Annotated in this window: 22 protein-coding genes; 12 read left to right on the forward strand and 10 right to left on the reverse strand. The window is 43.6% G+C overall.

Annotated elements, in window-relative coordinates:
• The first annotated feature begins 109 nt into the window (after positions 1-109).
• A complete protein-coding gene (locus CWM47_RS38000; protein WP_157815897.1) occupies positions 110-265 on the forward strand; it encodes a hypothetical protein in 156 nt (51 codons plus the stop codon).
• Here CWM47_RS38000 and CWM47_RS03585 read toward each other — a convergent pair.
• From CWM47_RS03585 to CWM47_RS03595, 4 genes are read right to left on the reverse strand one after another with little or no spacing between them, the layout of a single operon-like run.
• Complete coding sequence (locus CWM47_RS03585; RefSeq protein ID WP_100986403.1) at positions 262-534, reverse strand: helix-turn-helix domain-containing protein; 273 nt, start codon at positions 532-534, stop codon at positions 262-264. The two genes, CWM47_RS38000 and CWM47_RS03585, sit on opposite strands and share 4 nt — an antisense overlap.
• Positions 531-707, reverse strand: a complete 177-nt coding sequence (locus CWM47_RS38005) for a hypothetical protein (protein WP_157815898.1) — start codon at positions 705-707, stop codon at positions 531-533. The genes CWM47_RS03585 and CWM47_RS38005 overlap by 4 nt, the downstream gene beginning before the upstream one ends.
• Positions 704-1465, reverse strand: coding sequence for a phage antirepressor KilAC domain-containing protein (locus tag CWM47_RS03590; protein ID WP_100986404.1), 762 nt, complete (start codon positions 1463-1465; stop codon positions 704-706). The genes CWM47_RS38005 and CWM47_RS03590 overlap by 4 nt, the downstream gene beginning before the upstream one ends.
• Positions 1466-1467: 2 nt before the next feature.
• Entirely contained in the window at positions 1468-1710 is a 243-nt protein-coding gene (locus CWM47_RS03595) for a hypothetical protein (RefSeq protein WP_100986405.1), read from the reverse strand.
• 110 nt (positions 1711-1820) lie between these two features.
• Between CWM47_RS03595 and CWM47_RS03600 the strand changes: the two genes are divergently transcribed.
• From CWM47_RS03600 to CWM47_RS03630, 7 genes are all read left to right on the forward strand, one after another.
• Entirely contained in the window at positions 1821-2516 is a 696-nt protein-coding gene (locus CWM47_RS03600; protein ID WP_100986406.1) for an XRE family transcriptional regulator, read from the forward strand.
• A 43-nt stretch (positions 2517-2559) separates the two neighbouring features.
• Positions 2560-3093: a DUF4468 domain-containing protein gene (locus CWM47_RS03605; RefSeq protein ID WP_100986407.1), complete on the forward strand. Its 534-nt coding sequence runs from the start codon at positions 2560-2562 to the stop codon at positions 3091-3093.
• Positions 3094-3141: 48 nt separating this feature from the next.
• Positions 3142-3978 carry a hypothetical protein gene (locus CWM47_RS03610; RefSeq protein WP_100986408.1) on the forward strand — a complete coding sequence of 279 codons (837 nt, stop codon included), beginning with the start codon at positions 3142-3144 and terminating at the stop codon, positions 3976-3978.
• Between the two features lie 121 nt (positions 3979-4099).
• A complete protein-coding gene (locus tag CWM47_RS03615; RefSeq protein WP_100986409.1) occupies positions 4100-4612 on the forward strand; it encodes a hypothetical protein in 513 nt (170 codons plus the stop codon).
• Between the two features lie 50 nt (positions 4613-4662).
• Positions 4663-4929, forward strand: a complete 267-nt coding sequence (locus CWM47_RS03620) for a hypothetical protein (protein WP_100986410.1) — start codon at positions 4663-4665, stop codon at positions 4927-4929.
• A gap of 204 nt (positions 4930-5133) precedes the next feature.
• Positions 5134-5610 (forward strand): hypothetical protein, encoded by a 477-nt coding sequence (locus tag CWM47_RS03625; RefSeq protein ID WP_100986411.1) that lies wholly within the window; start codon positions 5134-5136, stop codon positions 5608-5610.
• A gap of 2 nt (positions 5611-5612) precedes the next feature.
• Positions 5613-6539: a hypothetical protein gene (locus tag CWM47_RS03630; RefSeq protein WP_100986412.1), complete on the forward strand. Its 927-nt coding sequence runs from the start codon at positions 5613-5615 to the stop codon at positions 6537-6539.
• A 6-nt stretch (positions 6540-6545) separates the two neighbouring features.
• Here CWM47_RS03630 and CWM47_RS03635 read toward each other — a convergent pair whose 3' ends face one another.
• The 4 genes from CWM47_RS03635 to CWM47_RS03655 all read right to left on the reverse strand — a co-directional run bounded on the left by CWM47_RS03635 (position 6546) and on the right by CWM47_RS03655 (position 10820).
• Positions 6546-7868 carry a site-specific integrase gene (locus CWM47_RS03635; RefSeq protein WP_100986413.1) on the reverse strand — a complete coding sequence of 441 codons (1323 nt, stop codon included), beginning with the start codon at positions 7866-7868 and terminating at the stop codon, positions 6546-6548.
• 431 nt (positions 7869-8299) lie between these two features.
• On the reverse strand, positions 8300-8731 hold the full coding sequence (locus CWM47_RS03640) for a hypothetical protein (protein WP_100986414.1): 432 nt from the start codon (positions 8729-8731) through the stop codon (positions 8300-8302).
• A 118-nt stretch (positions 8732-8849) separates the two neighbouring features.
• Positions 8850-9266 carry a hypothetical protein gene (locus CWM47_RS03645; RefSeq protein ID WP_100986415.1) on the reverse strand — a complete coding sequence of 139 codons (417 nt, stop codon included), beginning with the start codon at positions 9264-9266 and terminating at the stop codon, positions 8850-8852.
• Positions 9267-9839: 573 nt separating this feature from the next.
• Positions 9840-10820 (reverse strand): helix-turn-helix transcriptional regulator, encoded by a 981-nt coding sequence (locus tag CWM47_RS03655; RefSeq protein WP_100986417.1) that lies wholly within the window; start codon positions 10818-10820, stop codon positions 9840-9842.
• A 153-nt stretch (positions 10821-10973) separates the two neighbouring features.
• Between CWM47_RS03655 and CWM47_RS03660 the strand changes: the two genes are divergently transcribed.
• The 4 genes from CWM47_RS03660 to CWM47_RS03675 all read left to right on the forward strand — a co-directional run bounded on the left by CWM47_RS03660 (position 10974) and on the right by CWM47_RS03675 (position 14398).
• On the forward strand, positions 10974-11333 hold the full coding sequence (locus tag CWM47_RS03660) for a DoxX family protein (protein WP_100986418.1): 360 nt from the start codon (positions 10974-10976) through the stop codon (positions 11331-11333).
• 60 nt (positions 11334-11393) lie between these two features.
• On the forward strand, positions 11394-11765 hold the full coding sequence (locus tag CWM47_RS03665; protein ID WP_100986419.1) for an antibiotic biosynthesis monooxygenase family protein: 372 nt from the start codon (positions 11394-11396) through the stop codon (positions 11763-11765).
• 45 nt (positions 11766-11810) lie between these two features.
• Positions 11811-12728 carry an NmrA family NAD(P)-binding protein gene (locus CWM47_RS03670; protein ID WP_100986420.1) on the forward strand — a complete coding sequence of 306 codons (918 nt, stop codon included), beginning with the start codon at positions 11811-11813 and terminating at the stop codon, positions 12726-12728.
• A 401-nt stretch (positions 12729-13129) separates the two neighbouring features.
• Positions 13130-14398 carry a LamG-like jellyroll fold domain-containing protein gene (locus CWM47_RS03675; RefSeq protein ID WP_100986421.1) on the forward strand — a complete coding sequence of 423 codons (1269 nt, stop codon included), beginning with the start codon at positions 13130-13132 and terminating at the stop codon, positions 14396-14398.
• An 81-nt stretch (positions 14399-14479) separates the two neighbouring features.
• Here CWM47_RS03675 and CWM47_RS03680 read toward each other — a convergent pair whose 3' ends face one another.
• Positions 14480-14905 carry a YybH family protein gene (locus tag CWM47_RS03680; protein ID WP_100986422.1) on the reverse strand — a complete coding sequence of 142 codons (426 nt, stop codon included), beginning with the start codon at positions 14903-14905 and terminating at the stop codon, positions 14480-14482.
• 29 nt (positions 14906-14934) lie between these two features.
• On the reverse strand, positions 14935-15333 hold the full coding sequence (locus CWM47_RS03685) for a VOC family protein (RefSeq protein WP_100986423.1): 399 nt from the start codon (positions 15331-15333) through the stop codon (positions 14935-14937).
• Between the last annotated feature and the right edge of the window lie 1095 nt (positions 15334-16428).

A 16428-nucleotide genomic window follows, 5' to 3' on the forward strand; every position in this document is an offset into this window, starting at 1 on the left:
TGACCCCGGACACCTTGTCTGGGGTTTTGTCTTTTATGGGGAAAGGGATAATTGTAAGTGGTTGACTTTGTGGGGATTAATGCATTATTTTGAGTGAATTATATTGATTATGGATCGTGTACGGACCCGGCTCAATGGGCCGGGTTTTGTCTTTTGGCGGGTAGAGAAGAAGACCGGGAGCGAAACACTCCCGGCTTACTTTTTTCTATCCACACCATTAATCGGAGTTACCCGACCACATACCCCTTCGGGTTGTATTGGTTAGCTTTTGCGCCGATGGGCGGCAATGAAGCTGTCAAGTTCTTTTTGCGTGATCCACACCCGGCTGCCGTATTCAGAGGGAGTGATGGCTCCGTTCCTGATATACTCCTTCAGGGTTGGATACGACACGTGCAAATACGCAGCGGCCTGTTTAAGGGTCAGCGGCTGGTTACCCGTAGCCGCCTTTTGCGCTTTTTCAAGTTGCAGCCGGGCCGCTTCCAGCGTGGCTTGCAGGCTGATGGCCAATTCTGAATCCAGGGCGATGTAGCTCATGCGGGTACGCCTTTTTTAATGTTGTCAAGCGTGGATTTACTGATGCCAAACTTTTTCATGATGATGGCCCCGCAGGCAGTTTTCATAGCCCCCGGAACAGCGATTAGTTTCTGGTATTCGGCGAGAATCTTCTGTTGTCGCCGGGCCTTTTTTTTCTGGAAGGCTGTCTTCATAGCGCATAGGAGGGCTGATTAACGGCAGGTAGCGCTGGGCTGAGGGTTGGATTGAGAAGCGAATGAATGAACTGACGGCCGGTTTCAGTCCAGACCAATAAATGCTCCGTTCGATTGGTACCGTCCCGCCCCGGATGGTGAAACGTGCGCAGTTTGGCATAGCCTTTGCCATTGTAGGCCCGGTGCAGATTCCAGATACCCGACTGTTTATACTGGACTCGCTTATCACGTAGCAGTTTGTTGAGCTTCTGGGCCGTCATTCCCAGATCCTGGGCGACTTTGGTCGTGGTTAGCTCCGTCGCACTCAGCAGCACCGCTTCGGCGTAGTCCGCCTTGGGCTTTAGCTCGGCATTCTCAAAGGCAAGCGCCTGTTTCTCCCTCTGTTCGGCAATCCACCGCTGGGCCCGTTGAATGGGATCCTCAATCTGGTAAGAAGGTGAGGGTTCCAGTGACTTAATGACTAAATCCTCCGCCCAGTCCCGAAACCGTTTAGCCCGCTCCGACTTGATCAGAAAACCCAGTCGAACAACCCCTTTCTTCGTCCAGTACGTATCTGCCTGATTTCCTACGGCGTGACTATTTGTCACGCTGACGAAATGCTTTCCTTCAATCAATTCCTCCGAGTTTCTGGATTTATGTTGACGAATAGTACTACCATCAACGCCAAATCCATCAGCAACCTCAGCCGTTGTTAACGCCCATTCATGCACCTGGTGCGGACGGACATTGAGCGTAATGTTGTCGAACTGGATTTGCATGATCAAAGGGCTATCCGGGCAGCTTTACGTTCGTTGTCAATCTTCCGATCTGCTTCAGCCCGTTCCAGGCGGGTAATGCCTTCACAAAAAGCATCATACGTAGGCTGAGTGACGTTCTCAAAGCGCATGACCTTTTGGGCTGCCCGTTCCGAGATGCCACCCAACGCAGCAGCAGCTTTTATGCCTCCTTCCGTTTTAGCCAGCCGCTTACGAAGGGATTGCTCGATTTGCTTGCTTACTATCATCACTTATATATATTTGTGTACATTCAAACGTGCATTTGTCCGTTTGTCAGAATTGTGAATCAAAGTAAATCACAAATTTTCACATTTGAAAGAAATTGTGAAAAATAAATATGAGTTTAGCACACTTAATAAAGCAAGGGCGCAAAAATAGAGGCTGGACACAGCAGCAGTTAGCCGACGCATCTGGAGTCAAAAGAGAAATTATAGCAAAAGTTGAAACTGGAAAAAGTGGATTTGGTGCTGATAATCAGAAAGCAATCGCTGATGTATTCGGAATTTCACCAGTAATGCTGGAATTTGTAAAATCTGATTCACAAATTATCACAAAAGATAAACAGAGTTCGGAAGTAGCGAAGAACGTTAAGCCGTTGGTTTATTTTTCACAACTTCCTGAAAAAGACGCCGATCTTTACATCCCCTATTACGATGTTGAGATTACTGCCGGCCGCATTGAACTGTACTTTGATGATGTTGATGAGATTCCGGAAGGATATATTTATGCACCCCAGTACCGGGATTGTATTGCCTGCAACGTGAAGGGAGATTCGATGTATGACCGGATATTTCCCGGATCAAGATTATACGTCTACCACCTGCCGAATAAGAAGTACATTGATTTCGGGCAAATTTATTTGGTCGTTCTGGATGGGTATCGCTTGCTCAAGTACGTCCACCCCCACCCTAGTGACGAGACCAAGATTGTCCTCTCCTCTTATAATAAGCACTATAGCGATTGGTCAGTAGACCGTGTTGATATTTTGAACTTGTTTTTGGTAAAAGGCTATGAGAATCAAAATGCTATTTAATAGTATGGATATTTGCCTACGCAAACCTTAAACCACACCCTACATGAAAATACTGTTTACTCTCCTTCTTTTTTCAGTATGCTTACCCTTAGTTCAAGCTCAAAAGAATTTCGTCGAAAATGGTAAACTGAATGGCATTCTACCTTTAGATGAGTCAGGGAACGTAGTATATCAGATCGTCAAATCGGTTGAGGGAGTAAGTAAAGATGAACTCTATAAGCGGGGCCGAAAGTGGTTTGTCAAAAGTTTTTCATCAGCAAAAGATGTTTTACAGGTAAGCGATGGCCAGAGCGGAGAATTGTCTGCTCAGGCCATCACTCCACTGCTTACTAAAATCCTCCGCGTAACGCTCGACACCGATCTGAGCTATACGCTCCTGACGGAGCTTAAGGACGGCCGCTACCGGCTCACCTTAACCAATGTTCGGCTCAACAATCAGCCCCTGCCTCTTTTTAAATTACCCTATATCGGGACTACGCAGACCATGTACACCACGCTCTACACGTCGGTGGATACTCACCTGACGGGTTTACTGGCTTCTCTGGAAAAGGCTCTACAAACAGCCGATGATTTTTAATTTTTCAAGTCTTACCCCGATTCCTTACTACTTATTTTTCCACAACACATGAAATCATTCTTTACTTTACTTCTGCTGGCCTTGCCGCTCTTCGGTTTCGCCCAACTGGATACGATTTACACCAACACCGAAAAGATTGCCTGTACGGTAAAGGAGGTTACTGCTGACGCTGTCCAGTTTGTTTACCCCGGCGAAACGTTATCAAACTCATTGTATAAAAACACAATCAGCAAAATAGCTTTTCGATCTGGAAGGACTCAACTCTTTTCTGAGTCAACATCGTTAAATACGATACGCTCCATCGAGGATTTTGACAAGGTGACAATCACCCAGGTTGAGGGTGATACAAAGGGACTTTTTAAACTCGGTGAAGTAAGCTCATCGGCTCGTGGGGGATCTGTTTATTCCAATGTCGATAAGGTAAAGGAACGAGCCATGAAAAAATTAAAAATGGAGGCCGCTATGCGGGGAGCCAATCTGGTTTATATGGCTTATCAAAAAACAGATGGTAATCAGTATGGGGGTTACTTTCAAGCTGCCAAAGCTGCTGAAACGATTTATACCGGCGTAGCTTATTCAAACGTAATGCCGAATAAGGATGAATTCCTAAAAAGAATGTCTGGAATTTCTAAAGTGGTTTCTCCACAACAGATCGTATTAATGAAAGGAATGTCAATTTCAAAATCAGAGTATGAAACAATAAACTTTAATGTGCCCATTCTTATAAATAGATCTTATATAGAGGGTGGGCAGATTTATTTAGAGGCAAAAATACAAGGATTTGAAGCTACGAGCTTTAGAGTTGTTCGGTTTGACGATAAATCATTTTCCCTATTAAATGAAGACAAAAAGAAGGTTGTAAATTTCATAGTACCATTTAATTAGATCTTTAAGGAAATATATAAATTACAAGGACGGATTTACCATTAAAGGTTATATGTTCTTACTACCCTTATCGGATACCTATAAGCAAAGTTAATATCAAACTTTATTGAAATATTTTTTTATGGAAGACTTTCTACCAACAATTAGAGAAATAATTTCGGGATTAGTTTTAGCTGGTCTATCCTGGACAGGGTCTTATATTTGGAATAAATATATTAGGCGTATCAACATTCGACAATTACCTTCATGGGCTACCTATGGATTAATTATTTACGCTTTTTTATCAATTACAATACTAGCTTTTCAGTATTATCAGCTACATAAACCATTAAAAAAGCATATCAATGAAGTTTTTGATCATCAAACAGTTGTTCTTGATGGCAATTCTTATCAAAATTGTGTTTTTAATAATTCTTTGTTAGTGATAGAGGGTGTTAGGCGATTTGAACTCTCTAGTCCAGTTCTATCTAATACTCAATTTAAACTTGACAAAAGAGCTAATATTGGTTTAAGTATTTTATTAATGATGAAAGAAGATAAGGCAATGGAGCCAAATGTCATGAATTTTTTTGAAAGTCTTAAATATGCAAAAATTAATGATAGTTTACCCGGCGTAACAATAGAGGATCTTTAATGAAAAGCTTTACCAAATCACAATTATTTTTAAAAATAACTGCTAAGTAAATGAGCATTCCATTAATTGAATTAGAAAACAAAAAAAATGAACTTGAAAATAAAATTGCGAAGGCAAAATCTTTAATAGATCAATTGGGAGAAACACTAGAAAAAGATGTTAATAATATATCCAAAAGTGAAGAAATAATTAATCTGAAAAATCAAATATATCGTGATATTGAATTTCGCAAAAAACAATGTGAAGAATTTGAACAAACCTATAACGCAATTTTGGATGAAATTAAACTCGAAAAACTTTTATTTAATTTAGATTAATAAATAGAATTTTTAAGTTATCAATCATCCTCAATAATAACCCCCATCGCTGAATCCAGACCCTCCCTTCAAAGCAGTTCATTTACCGCTGTGATTGATGGAAACAAAATCTCATTTCCAAGTTAAAATTTAATTATTGGCTATACAAAAGAATGATTTAGCTTAAAACTTATTGAGTTTTCAATAACAGCCACACCATAAGATATGATTTTGTACTCAACAAACGTTTTCTTAAAATATCATATTCAACAAAAATATTTTAATGACGTTCATTATGTCTGGTGTAGCGAACTCTTTGATAGTAAAACTGCTTCTATTTATTCGCCAGGATCACTAGTGCCGCCAAGTTCCAATCCAGCAGACATATATCGACAATTGAAAGCAGATGTTTCAGGTGGAGATTCGCATAGTGCTAAAATTGTTGAACAACGAGCTTCAATTATAGCCCGGGCAACTGAGTGGGAGATAAATGGCGTAATTAATAGTTTGGTTAAAGATGACATTATTTATATTGCGACCAATGGTTCTATTAACTATTGGAGACCCTTAATATATGTAATACCCAAAGCGCCATTGATTACTCGCTTACATACCGTACCAGCAAGCAAGTGTGCTGGACTAGGTACAGAATATATAATAAATGATTTAAACAGAGCTGAATTTGATATTATCGAATTATAATTATGTTACAATCATTAAGAAATATAGAGTCGGTAAAAGCTCAATCTGTTTTGGCTGATATTACCATTTCTTTTCTACCCAATCCTTATGAAACTTCCTATATAACTAATTCTTTTGGAGATATACACAAGTTAGTTTTACAGGAGGTAAGAAAAAGGACTTATGTTAAAGAAGATGACAATTCATTAAAAGCTCGAACAAAAATACTCTCATTTCTAACAACTGAAATGACAAACCTTTCGTTAACGCCTGAGCGAAAGAAGAAAGCAAAGGAGCGTTTGGGCGATATCGGGATCTTACCAATACATGATTATAAAGTGAAATTTACAAACACTTTTAAATCATTTGAGGATATGGGAATAAAGACTTCTCATATTTCTAATGCTATATTAAGATCAGACAAATATTTTCACGTTGAGGATATTAAAACACCGATAAGTTTTTTTACAAAAAAGATTAATACTGAATTGCCGGAAGATGTATTCATTCTTCTGATAATTACATCAAGGGAAAAAGCTTCGCTCGTGGTTAGGGGTGCTTGGCGAGTTTATTTATCGGAAGTTAATGCATCAGATGACTATAACCCCTATCAATTGTTTCTAACATTTCTAGAAAGATATGGCTTGACAATACGTGTATCAAATTCGGATTGGGCAAAATTTATACCGTTTGAAGTGGTAACTTCACAATCTGAAAATTTACCTTATCTAGTAAAATATCAAAACCTCGACACCAATACTCAACAATTTATGTCATGTGCGGTTGTCAAGAAAACATCTGTTATAAATGTGTATGAAGTGTTTTGTATTTATTCTGTTGACATTGATATGTATCAGCATGATTTAAGAAAACATGGTATCGAGTTTTCAAATAAGTTTGATATTAGAAATCAGTTTGTTATTCACACCGAAACATTTCAACTACCCTAACTTTTCTTAATCCTCCCCAAAAATTGCCCCCATTGCTGAATCCAGCCCTTCCCGATCGAAGCTGTCCAGATACCGCTGAGTGGTATCGAGCTTGGTATGACCCAGGGCCTGCCGGATATCATCAATCGAAATGTTCTTTGACTCCTTCATCATCCGACGGGCTTTATCGGCAAAGCTGTGGCGGGCCGTGTGGAACGTTAGCCGTTCGGCAATTCCGGCTTTTTTAGCCAGGGTCTTTAGCTCGCCATTGATCTCGGCCTGCACACTGGAGATATCATTATACAGCTGAATGGCCAGCTCCCTGGGCATTTTCTTTTTCTGCTCGTAACTAACGTACGAAGCATAGTCAGCCTCATCCGAGAGCACGCCAAACAAATAGCTATCAGTCGTCGTACCGGGCCGTTTGAAGAGCTCAATGATGCCCCTGGCTTTTTTGTTAAGCCTTGTCGACATAAATTCACCGGTTTTGCTCATCTGGTACTCCAGCCGTTCACTACCCGTCTCCCCCACGATATTCGAATACCGTAGCTGCAGCACATCTCTGGAACGGATGCCCCCCATCTGGTAGGCAAACAGATAGAGCCACTTGGCCCGAAAGAGCCAGACACCTGCGCTATAGGTTCGGCCCAGCGTATCGGTTCGGGGTGCTTCCACGTCAACAGATTCCAGGGCGGCCACCTGTTTATCACTGAGCTTTAAGCGGGGCGCTGGCTTTTCGACGGGCATATCAAAATGCAGAAACGGATCTTTGTCCAAAAGCTCCAGCTTCATGGCCTCCAGGGTCATTCGCTTGATTCGGGCAAAATAGGTTTTCTGGGTGCCGCCCATCATGCCCTCCGCCTGAAGTTTTCGCTTGAAGCGGTTGAGCAGGTCCAAATTAATACTGGTTAGGGGAATGTCTTTTCCCGCAAACTCGACAAAACTGTGCAGCCTGGATTTAACGTTTCGTTCATACCCAACCGAGTTGGTACCCACCTCCGCAATAATGCGGTCGGCGAAGCTGCCCAGCGTCCAACCCCCATTGGGCCGATTGCCCGTCATGCGCTCCACCAGGCCGGTTCCGGTGGCCACGCCCGTCGCGTTGAGGTCCAGGTGTTCATCTTCAGCTTTACGGAGCAGGTTTAACAGCGTCAGGTTAAACGCTTTTCGTTCGGGGTTTTTACTGATCCAGTTGCCCCGGTCGGCGTGGGGATTGAATTCGCCTAACTTTACCGAGATCCCGGTTTTAACCCGCCTGGATACCCGGTCTGCCACGATGCGAAGGAAAATATCGTAGGTGCCGTTTTTTCTGGGCTTATTGTTGAGGCTGAATTTGTAGGTGATGCGCATGGCTAAATGTAGTTTACTGCAACATTTACTGCAACATTCCCTTTTGTTTATTTTCTACTATCTTTACTAGCGCACTTTACAAACTTGCTTAATCGCCTTTAATTGATGTGTTTAGCTTAGTTAAGCGCAAATGAACCTAATATGTTGTAACTTCCCCATGGTCACACAGAAAAACAAATAATGCGCTGGTAACGAATAAGTTACAGCGCATTATTTGTTTTATAACCAGAACATTACTGAAACTTATGGTGGTGGACATACACAACAAGTATAACTCGTGCCAGCACCAAGCACTACCTATATAATGACTGTGGCCAAACTCCTCAAACGTTTCCTGAGTCTGGAACCTAAACACCCTATTCTTCGAGCACAACTAAAAAGACTGACCCACCAGGCATTTGCTTTTTGAAGTCGTTCGCTGTCCATGTTGACTAATGAATTAAGCTTGTAGAGTAGCCTTTTATCGTGATGGTCTGGCTTCTTGCAGGCGGTATATTTCTGAGCCTGCTTTTACGGTCAAAAATTGACAGAAGATATCGCTTCTGCGTTTTCAAGTCGTCAATAACAAGTTCTTCTTCATACTCACCAACCAGGTATACGTTAGCTCTATCAATGTTCCGGGTCAGCAATTCCTGTTGTGTTTCTCGGTCTAAAATAAATTCGTACTGCAAATTTTTTCCCTGGAATACCCTGGCCCTAACGCTGCCATGGGGTTCCAGTTTGATAATGACTCTCCCGTTTAAGGTTTGTACAACGGTCGAACGATCAACACTTGAGGCTTCCTGATAGGAAGCCAGCGTGAAAAGTGTGAGTATGCAGACCGATAAAAAAGATGACCTACGGTTGAAGAGAAACCCTTTCATAGTCGACAATAGTTAAAGGTTTTAAATTTCAGAGGCCAATATAAACAATACATTAATACAAACTAAATTTATAGTTTTAGTGGATATTATAGACGTTTGATTGTGTAGAGTATCGTTATCATTTAGAGGAACTATTCGACCGTTCGCCTAACTGACTTTTACTTTGTTTGATCAAGCCTTGTTGATAAGCTCGTTTCATCAAGGGAAGATACCGTTTCTGGAAATCCGGTTTCGCATGCCAGACGATCAGCCAGGCGGTTAAAGCCCCCTGCTCACCATACTCTCGTTGAGTAGGCCAGCCAAATGTCTCGACCAATTTACGGAGCAGCACTTGGTTGGCCTGATCATTGGCAACCATTTTATGGCTAAACAATTGCTGTTTGCAGGTTAAACGGGATCCGTTCTCCAGACTATCCCGGTATTGTTGATCGATCTGATAAAGCTGCTTGAGTAAGTTTCGACGCTGAACCAGGGAATAATGCTTGATAGATACCGAACTATCTGTATCGGCTATTCGACTAGTCAATTCGAACATTACGGTATGACTGCTTACAGGCAATTTACCTTGGGCATCTAAAGGAGAACCAGCTACTAAAAGAAGTATTACCGATACACTTATGTTTCTGATACCTCGCATGGCATTCCTGGTATGTAATCAACACTATCTGAAGCCGGGAAAAAACCATAATGGCAATATTACCCAACCTAATAGCTCAACGAATAATGTTTACCTTCGATTGCTTAACTGTATTACCGAAATAGAGGATCGTATTGCCTGGTTAGTGGAGTACCAACTATACCTCTATACACAGTGGCCTGTTTTATTCTTTTGGATGCGTTTAAAAAAAGCATGATACAAGCCGCCCAGATAAATCACGGTCTGCCATTTCGGTTGTTAAAATGTTGAAAACTTTATCACATACTCAAACGCGAATGTCAATCTGAGACGTTGATTCGTGAGATGGCAATTTGCGACATTATTTGACTCCAGTAGGTAGTCGTGTAATCCTATCAGCCATCGTCGTTTAAAAAGGGCATTTCAAGAGACGGCTTGTTTTTAATACCTGTCAAGTGGCCCGCCACCGCGGTACAGTTCGTAGCCTACGATTTACCTGTCTAATGCGAAGCGTTTTGGCTTAGCACCATAGTGTTTTTCGAACAACCGGCCGAAATGACTCAGATTACTGAATCCCAGCCGGTGGCCTGTTTCTGATACAGAATAGCCCGCCTGTCGAAGTAAACGCCCCGCTTCGGCCATCCTGGCTTGCTGATAATAGTCGTAGATGCTCTCGCCGAATACCTGCCGGAAGAGGGCCGTCAGTTTGGAGGTACTCATGCCAACTGACTGAGCCAGTTGGGTCAACTGAGGGGGTACACTCAAGTCGGCAACCACCGCGGCCCGAACCTGGCTCAACCCGTCGGCATCCGCCCGGTGAATAGGCCGCTGGTGGCGGGTATCCCGCGTCAGTAACCGCTCAAACAGCCAGCAAATCAGTGTCTGTACCTGTAGCCAGATGCGAAGTTCGGCCAGGTCTTCTCGGGTATCAACAGCAACGAGCGTCCTGAGGAGTTGATGCGCATCGGCGCTCAGCGTTTCGTAAAACAAGAAAGCCTGAGTGCCCCTCAAGATCTGCTCCACCACCCCATTCACGCGGCTAAGTCGAAGCAGGTCATGCAGTGCAGCGCGGTTCATGGACAGCACCAGGAATACGATAGGACGACCCGTCGGGAAATAGAGTTCCGAATTAATGTCCGGCGAAGTAACGCGAACCGAGTAATCCGGGCGATGAGTAGTGGATGCCGGGTCTTTGGCATCGGTTTGCTCACCCCCGTGGTCACTGGCTTGAAAGAGTAAGTTGACTCGATCAGCCGTGTTATCGGCTGCCATGCGTCGCAAAATCAGTTCATCGGCCAGGGTGTACTGATGAATTAACAATGAGAAACCGGGGGCCAGTCTCACGCGCCTGATCGAGCCAACCCCTAACCAGTGCGGTAACGTGACAGTATGATCCAGCAAGGCCGTGCCGATATGCTGGGCGAAAGCCGCCAGAAAGTCAAACCGTTCATCAGGAGAAAATTCGAAGACCATGACAATTGGAGCTGGCAAGATTGGTCGATAAGACTATTTTTAGCAATAATACGACTATTTTACCTGTATAGATAAGCCCACCTTTGTGATGGCGTCAGCAGGTGCTGCCGGTCGCCAGTCAATACACAGCACCAGACGAATCGACTCAACTAAATGGAAACGACACCTGTAATCTATTGGATTACCACCGGCCTGCTGGCCGCAGCCATGACCTTCTCGGCCTATGCCTACCTCACGCAGCCCGTGATGAAAGCGACATTCGAGCACTTAGGGTACCCGGCCCACTTCCGCCGGCAACTGGCCGTAGCCAAGCTGCTGGGGGCAGTCTTACTGATAGCGCCGGTAGGACCGTTACTCGAAGAGTGGGCTTACGCCGGCTTTGCGTTTACCTTTATTTCGGCTTCGGTGAGCCATATTGCGATGAGCGATCCGTTGTCCGAGCGCGTAGTTCCACTGGTTATACTGGTGGTGCTGGCAGTGTCTTACGTGACCTACCACAACGGCCTGCTCTGAGCCGATAATGCAATCCGTCAGATTAACAACTAACTTTCACAAGTCAACTCAATCAATGCCATGCTCAACGTACAGGAACTAGATCAATTTGTGGCGCATCAGGACCAACTCAAAGACGACAATCAGGGGCCGGTCGTCCTGGTAAATATTTTTCATGTGGCCCCCGAAAAAGGCGACGATTTGCTGGCTGTCTGGGCCAATATCCTCCAGACGTTCAAGTCCCAGTCCGGGTTTATTTCGGCCCAGTTTCACCGGGGAACGGCGGGTAGCGGCACGTTTCTGAATTACGCGGTCTGGGAAAGTACAGCTGCTTACCGGGCAGCTTACGAAAATCCGGCTTTCCGCGAACGGCTTCCCGCTTACCCTGAGTGGACAACGGCTACCCCGCATCTGTTCCGTAAAGTAGCCATCGAAAATGTTTGTGTCGCTTAGTTAAATCAATTATTAGCCTATTATAAGGCTTTATCGAGGTATAGTATGAACAAGACAATAGGGGTGGCGGGTGCCACGGGCGATCTGGGCCAACGAATTGTTCGGGCGTTGGTGGCCCGGGGTGCCGACGTTCGGATACTGGTCCGCGCCAGCAGCAGCAGCACGACCATCAGCGAGTTAGAAAAACTGGGGGTTCAGGTCGTTACAATCACGAATTGGACGGTGCCCGAGCTAGCCGAAGCCTGTCAGCGGCTTTCCTGCGTGGTATCGGCGTTGTCGGGCCTGCGGGATACGGTGATCGATACTCAGAAAATCCTGCTCGATGCCGCTGTGGCTGCGGGCGTGCCCCGCTTCATCCCGTCCGACTATTCGATTGATTTCACCAACCTACCGGCGGGTCGCAACCGTAATCTGGATTTACGACGGGAATTTCATGCGTACCTCGACAAGGCGCCGATTGCTGCCACGACCATTTTTAACGGTCCCTTTGCCGATATGGTCACCGGGCAAATGCCGATCATTCTTTTCGGCTTAAAACGGGTAATCGTGTGGGGCAATGCCGATCAGCGCATCGACTTTACGACCAAAGATGATACGGCAGCGTTCGCGGCAAGCGCGGCTCTGGACGATGCGACACCCCGTTTTTTGCGCATCGCCGGGGATGAACTTAGTATTCGGGAGTTGACGACGGTGGTTAGCGAGGTTACCGGCCAACCCTACCGGTTAGTTCAGCTGGGCGGGTTGGGCGTCCTCAGCACACTTATTCGTATGGCCCGATTTGTCGCTCCCGGATCTGACGATGTGTACCCAGCCTGGCAGGGAATGCAATACATGCGTGACATGCTCGATGGGCGTGGTAAAGCCAGCGTTCTGGACAACAATCGTTATTCGGGCATACGCTGGCATACGGTAAAAGACGTACTGGCCGCGTATGTCGCTAACTCTAATCAATCAGTAGCGTAAGGCTCATGTGCGGGACCAAGGGACAACTAGTAACGTATATGGCTGCAATCCCAAAAAGAATAGTCGCCAAAAAGACTTTCCAGGGCGAACCCGAAGGATGGCATCAATGCTCTGTTTAGATGAGTGTTTAACGACTGCGAATGCTACCAGGTCTACTATTTACACAATCTCCGGAAACGCTCCCTCCTGAGACGAACGAGTGTTCATGCATCTGCTCGATTAATTGGGCATTTTTTTAAAACCGCTTCTATGAACTGCTTGAAAAAACTCAACTTGCTGGTCTCGTCTTCTGTTTGACAGCTGTCAGATAGAACTTGTTTTTGTCTTACATTTTGTAGTACTTAACCTACAAGAGATTAGTTAACAAAAAAGAAACCGTTACAGAGGTAGCGACATTCGTAATGTCAAATACTGTTAAGTACATCATTTTTTTTTCACTCTGTTTTCTACAGAAAAGATCGTTTGCTCAAGTTGATCTTCAGAAAGGTTTACTCGCTTGTTTCTCTTTTGAAGGATCAGCAAGAGATCTAACGGGTAATGGACATGATGGGATCACGGAAAATGCAGATTTGGTCTCTGACCGCTGTGGCAAGGCTAAAGCTGCTTACCAATTTAACAGTGATGCAGAAATCGAACTACAGAATCCAGCTTCTTTGGCAACTACCTATTATAGCTATGCTCTATGGGCAAAAAGCACTCGCAACCCCAAGACAGGGGAAGTCTTGATTTTGTATTCTATCGGCTCGCCAGGAGGTGATCAAAATATATCAAATAGTAATAACTCGGCCTTAAATGGAGCCTGCATCGGTTGGGCGGGATGGGGTTATAATACTACTAATAATGGTGACGTGTCTTGTCTTAACACATTAGGAAGCACACCTACTCTTAATCAATGGTATCACACTGTTTTTACCCGTGATAATCATGACAAAAAATTATATGTAGATGGTAAATTAATTAATGCCGCTCCCTCCCATGACGATGCTTTCTATGGCATCGGCACGTTGAAGGCCAAAATTGGCAACCGAAATGCCAACGGAACACAAAATTATTTTAACGGCATAATTGATGATTTACGAATCTATAACCGAGTCTTAAATGCAGATGAGGTAAAGGCTTTATATAATCAGCAATGTCAACTAGTTGATATTATTTCCCCTTCAACTAGTTGCAGCAATCAAAACATTGTTTTTGTCGCAAAAGGAATAGCAAAAAGTTATTCCCCTACTTATCAATGGCAAGTAAATGGTCAATTAGTGGGGAGTAACGATTCTACATTAAACTATAATTTTTTGCCAAGGCTTAGTAGTTATTCGGCTCAACTAGCCGTTGTAGTAAACTATCAATTAGGTTGCAGTGAAACCTTTCAGACAAGCGATGAAATTACGATTGTTCTTAAAGACTGCTCAACGACTCCTGTTTATATACCCACGATTTTTACCCCAAATGGAGACGGCTTAAACGATACCTGGCAGTTATTCAATGTTACTTCCGTTCTGGAAGTAGTTATCTACAATCGTTGGGGAGAACTAGTTTTTCACTCAAATGGGTACGGGACTGCTTGGGATGGTACATATGAAGGATCCCCTTTGTCAACTGGTTTATATGCTTATAAAATACAATTAGTAGATGGTTTTGTCCATACTGGATCAGTCATGCTTACCAGATAGTATTTCATAATTCGGATAAAATCTACTTTTGCTACAGCCACTGCACTTATACAACAGATAAAGAAGCCATTTGCTGAACAGCTAAAGCCTGAGATCCATTAGAGCTTGTCCATTCTTGGGGTCGAAAGGAACCGAACTGTGCTCATGAGTAATCAACCATTCTTGCTCTCTTTTCTGATAGCAAACTGTTGCCCGCCAACGCATATTGATGGTATTACCTGTGCTAGTCATTCCATTGACGTGGTTAATTGAAGTGCAGTAAGCTAACGTCTCACCAGTTACTACGAATAGGTTCTCAACGTCAAAAGTGATGTCTCCTGGAAACTGAGCTAACCAATCCTGGAGTCGTTTACGACACTCTTCAAGACCTGTTTTCTGTAAAGAATTGACCACATCGAAGGAAAGAATATCGGGAGCATACTGCCGCATGGCAGTCTCAATATCCTTGTTACGGATAGCCTTCTCCTGTTGGCGGACTAATTGCTCAATGTACTCTTGATTGTTCATGAGGGTTAAGAGATTTGGCTGAAGAATGCCTATTGTGGTTTGCGATAGAATACATTCCAACGATGATCATCCAGATCGGCAAAAACCAAATTATACCCCTCCGGAATTTCGGTTGGCTCAGTAATAATCGTGCCTCCAGCCTCAACTACTTTAGCGCGCCATTCGTCCACAACGGTTTTACTTTCAGCTGCAAGTGTAAAAAGGATTTCTGAGCCGACTGGCGGGTTGGATACGGTATTACCAACGTTCTGAGCAAAGCGATCATATTCAAAAAAATGAATTACAAAGTGATCCTTGCTAAAAATGAAACTGGCTACCTCGTTGCTTTCATGCGGCCCATTGACTTTAAAACCCAACTGCTTAAAAAAGCGGTGAGTTTTTTCGATGTCTTTTACGGGCATGTTTGCCCATACTTCCATTTTTGCCATCCGATAAAGAATTTAATTTAAGGACACGACTCTAACTATTTACTTGTACTGAAAACACCTCAATAATGTTTTTCGTGTATGCTAAAAAACAAGCAAAGTACAACTAGTACGGGTTGCAACATATGACATCACCACCTGTACATTTCCCAGACCTGTTGTATAACTAACGTGGCTGGTGCAAAAGTCTGGATGGATTTAAGATGCTTTATTCAGTACATTGTTTCCGGCTAAAAAGCGACCTATACTGACCCCTTTTTTGGGCTTACTAATGCCCTAAAAGACTTTTGCAACAGCCACTATAATTATGTTATTCAACTATCAGAACATTTTGATATCATCAATCTGTTTTTCAATAGCGGAATAATTAAACGTCTCGTCAATGTCAGTAACGATTGTCAAAGCTATACTGCACCTAGTCCTGTTGCTGTTTTTCGTAATCGTCTTGCTTTGGATATTGTTCTTCTTTCACGGCACAGGACTTAACAGTTTACTTATTCCAGATAATTTACGGTGGCATAGAGGTGCCAGTAGTCAAGCCAATAAATTCTGGTACGTTCTTTCGTGCGTAATCAGTTATCTTGAGTGGTTTGGATTAATGTGGCTAGTCAACAAATTTAATTACTGGTATGGTCAAGAATGGTTAAGGCCAAGTCAAATGCATGTTGCTAAAACTGCCACTGTTGTAGTGGGCCTAATCACAGCCATTTGTGTAGCGGCTTATTATATCACATCAGCTGCGGCTCTCTGAGCTAGTTCAAGTGTGTTGTATAAGTGAGGTGGCTGTTGCAAAAGTAAATGGGTCGCTCCTTTGGTCAGGTAGTAGCCCGTATTTCTGCGTATTTCGATATAGAAAACAGAGGCAAACTGCCTCATAATTGGTCGATTCGGACTTTTGCCACAGCCACAAGGCTATAGAATTATATAGTAGAAATTAGTTTACAGAATGGTCAAATAACAAGATTCGAATACAAACAAGAACAGGAAGAACCTCCGCATCTGGGGTATCATTCGTTTGGGTTTCTTCAAAAGATAAATCCTGAGCGCTCTTCTTCGCTTGTTCTGCATATGGCCTACTTAGTACGTTTAAATTTTGCT

The sequence above is a fragment of the Spirosoma pollinicola genome, assembly GCF_002831565.1.
In the GTDB taxonomy this organism is placed as follows: domain Bacteria; phylum Bacteroidota; class Bacteroidia; order Cytophagales; family Spirosomataceae; genus Spirosoma; species Spirosoma pollinicola.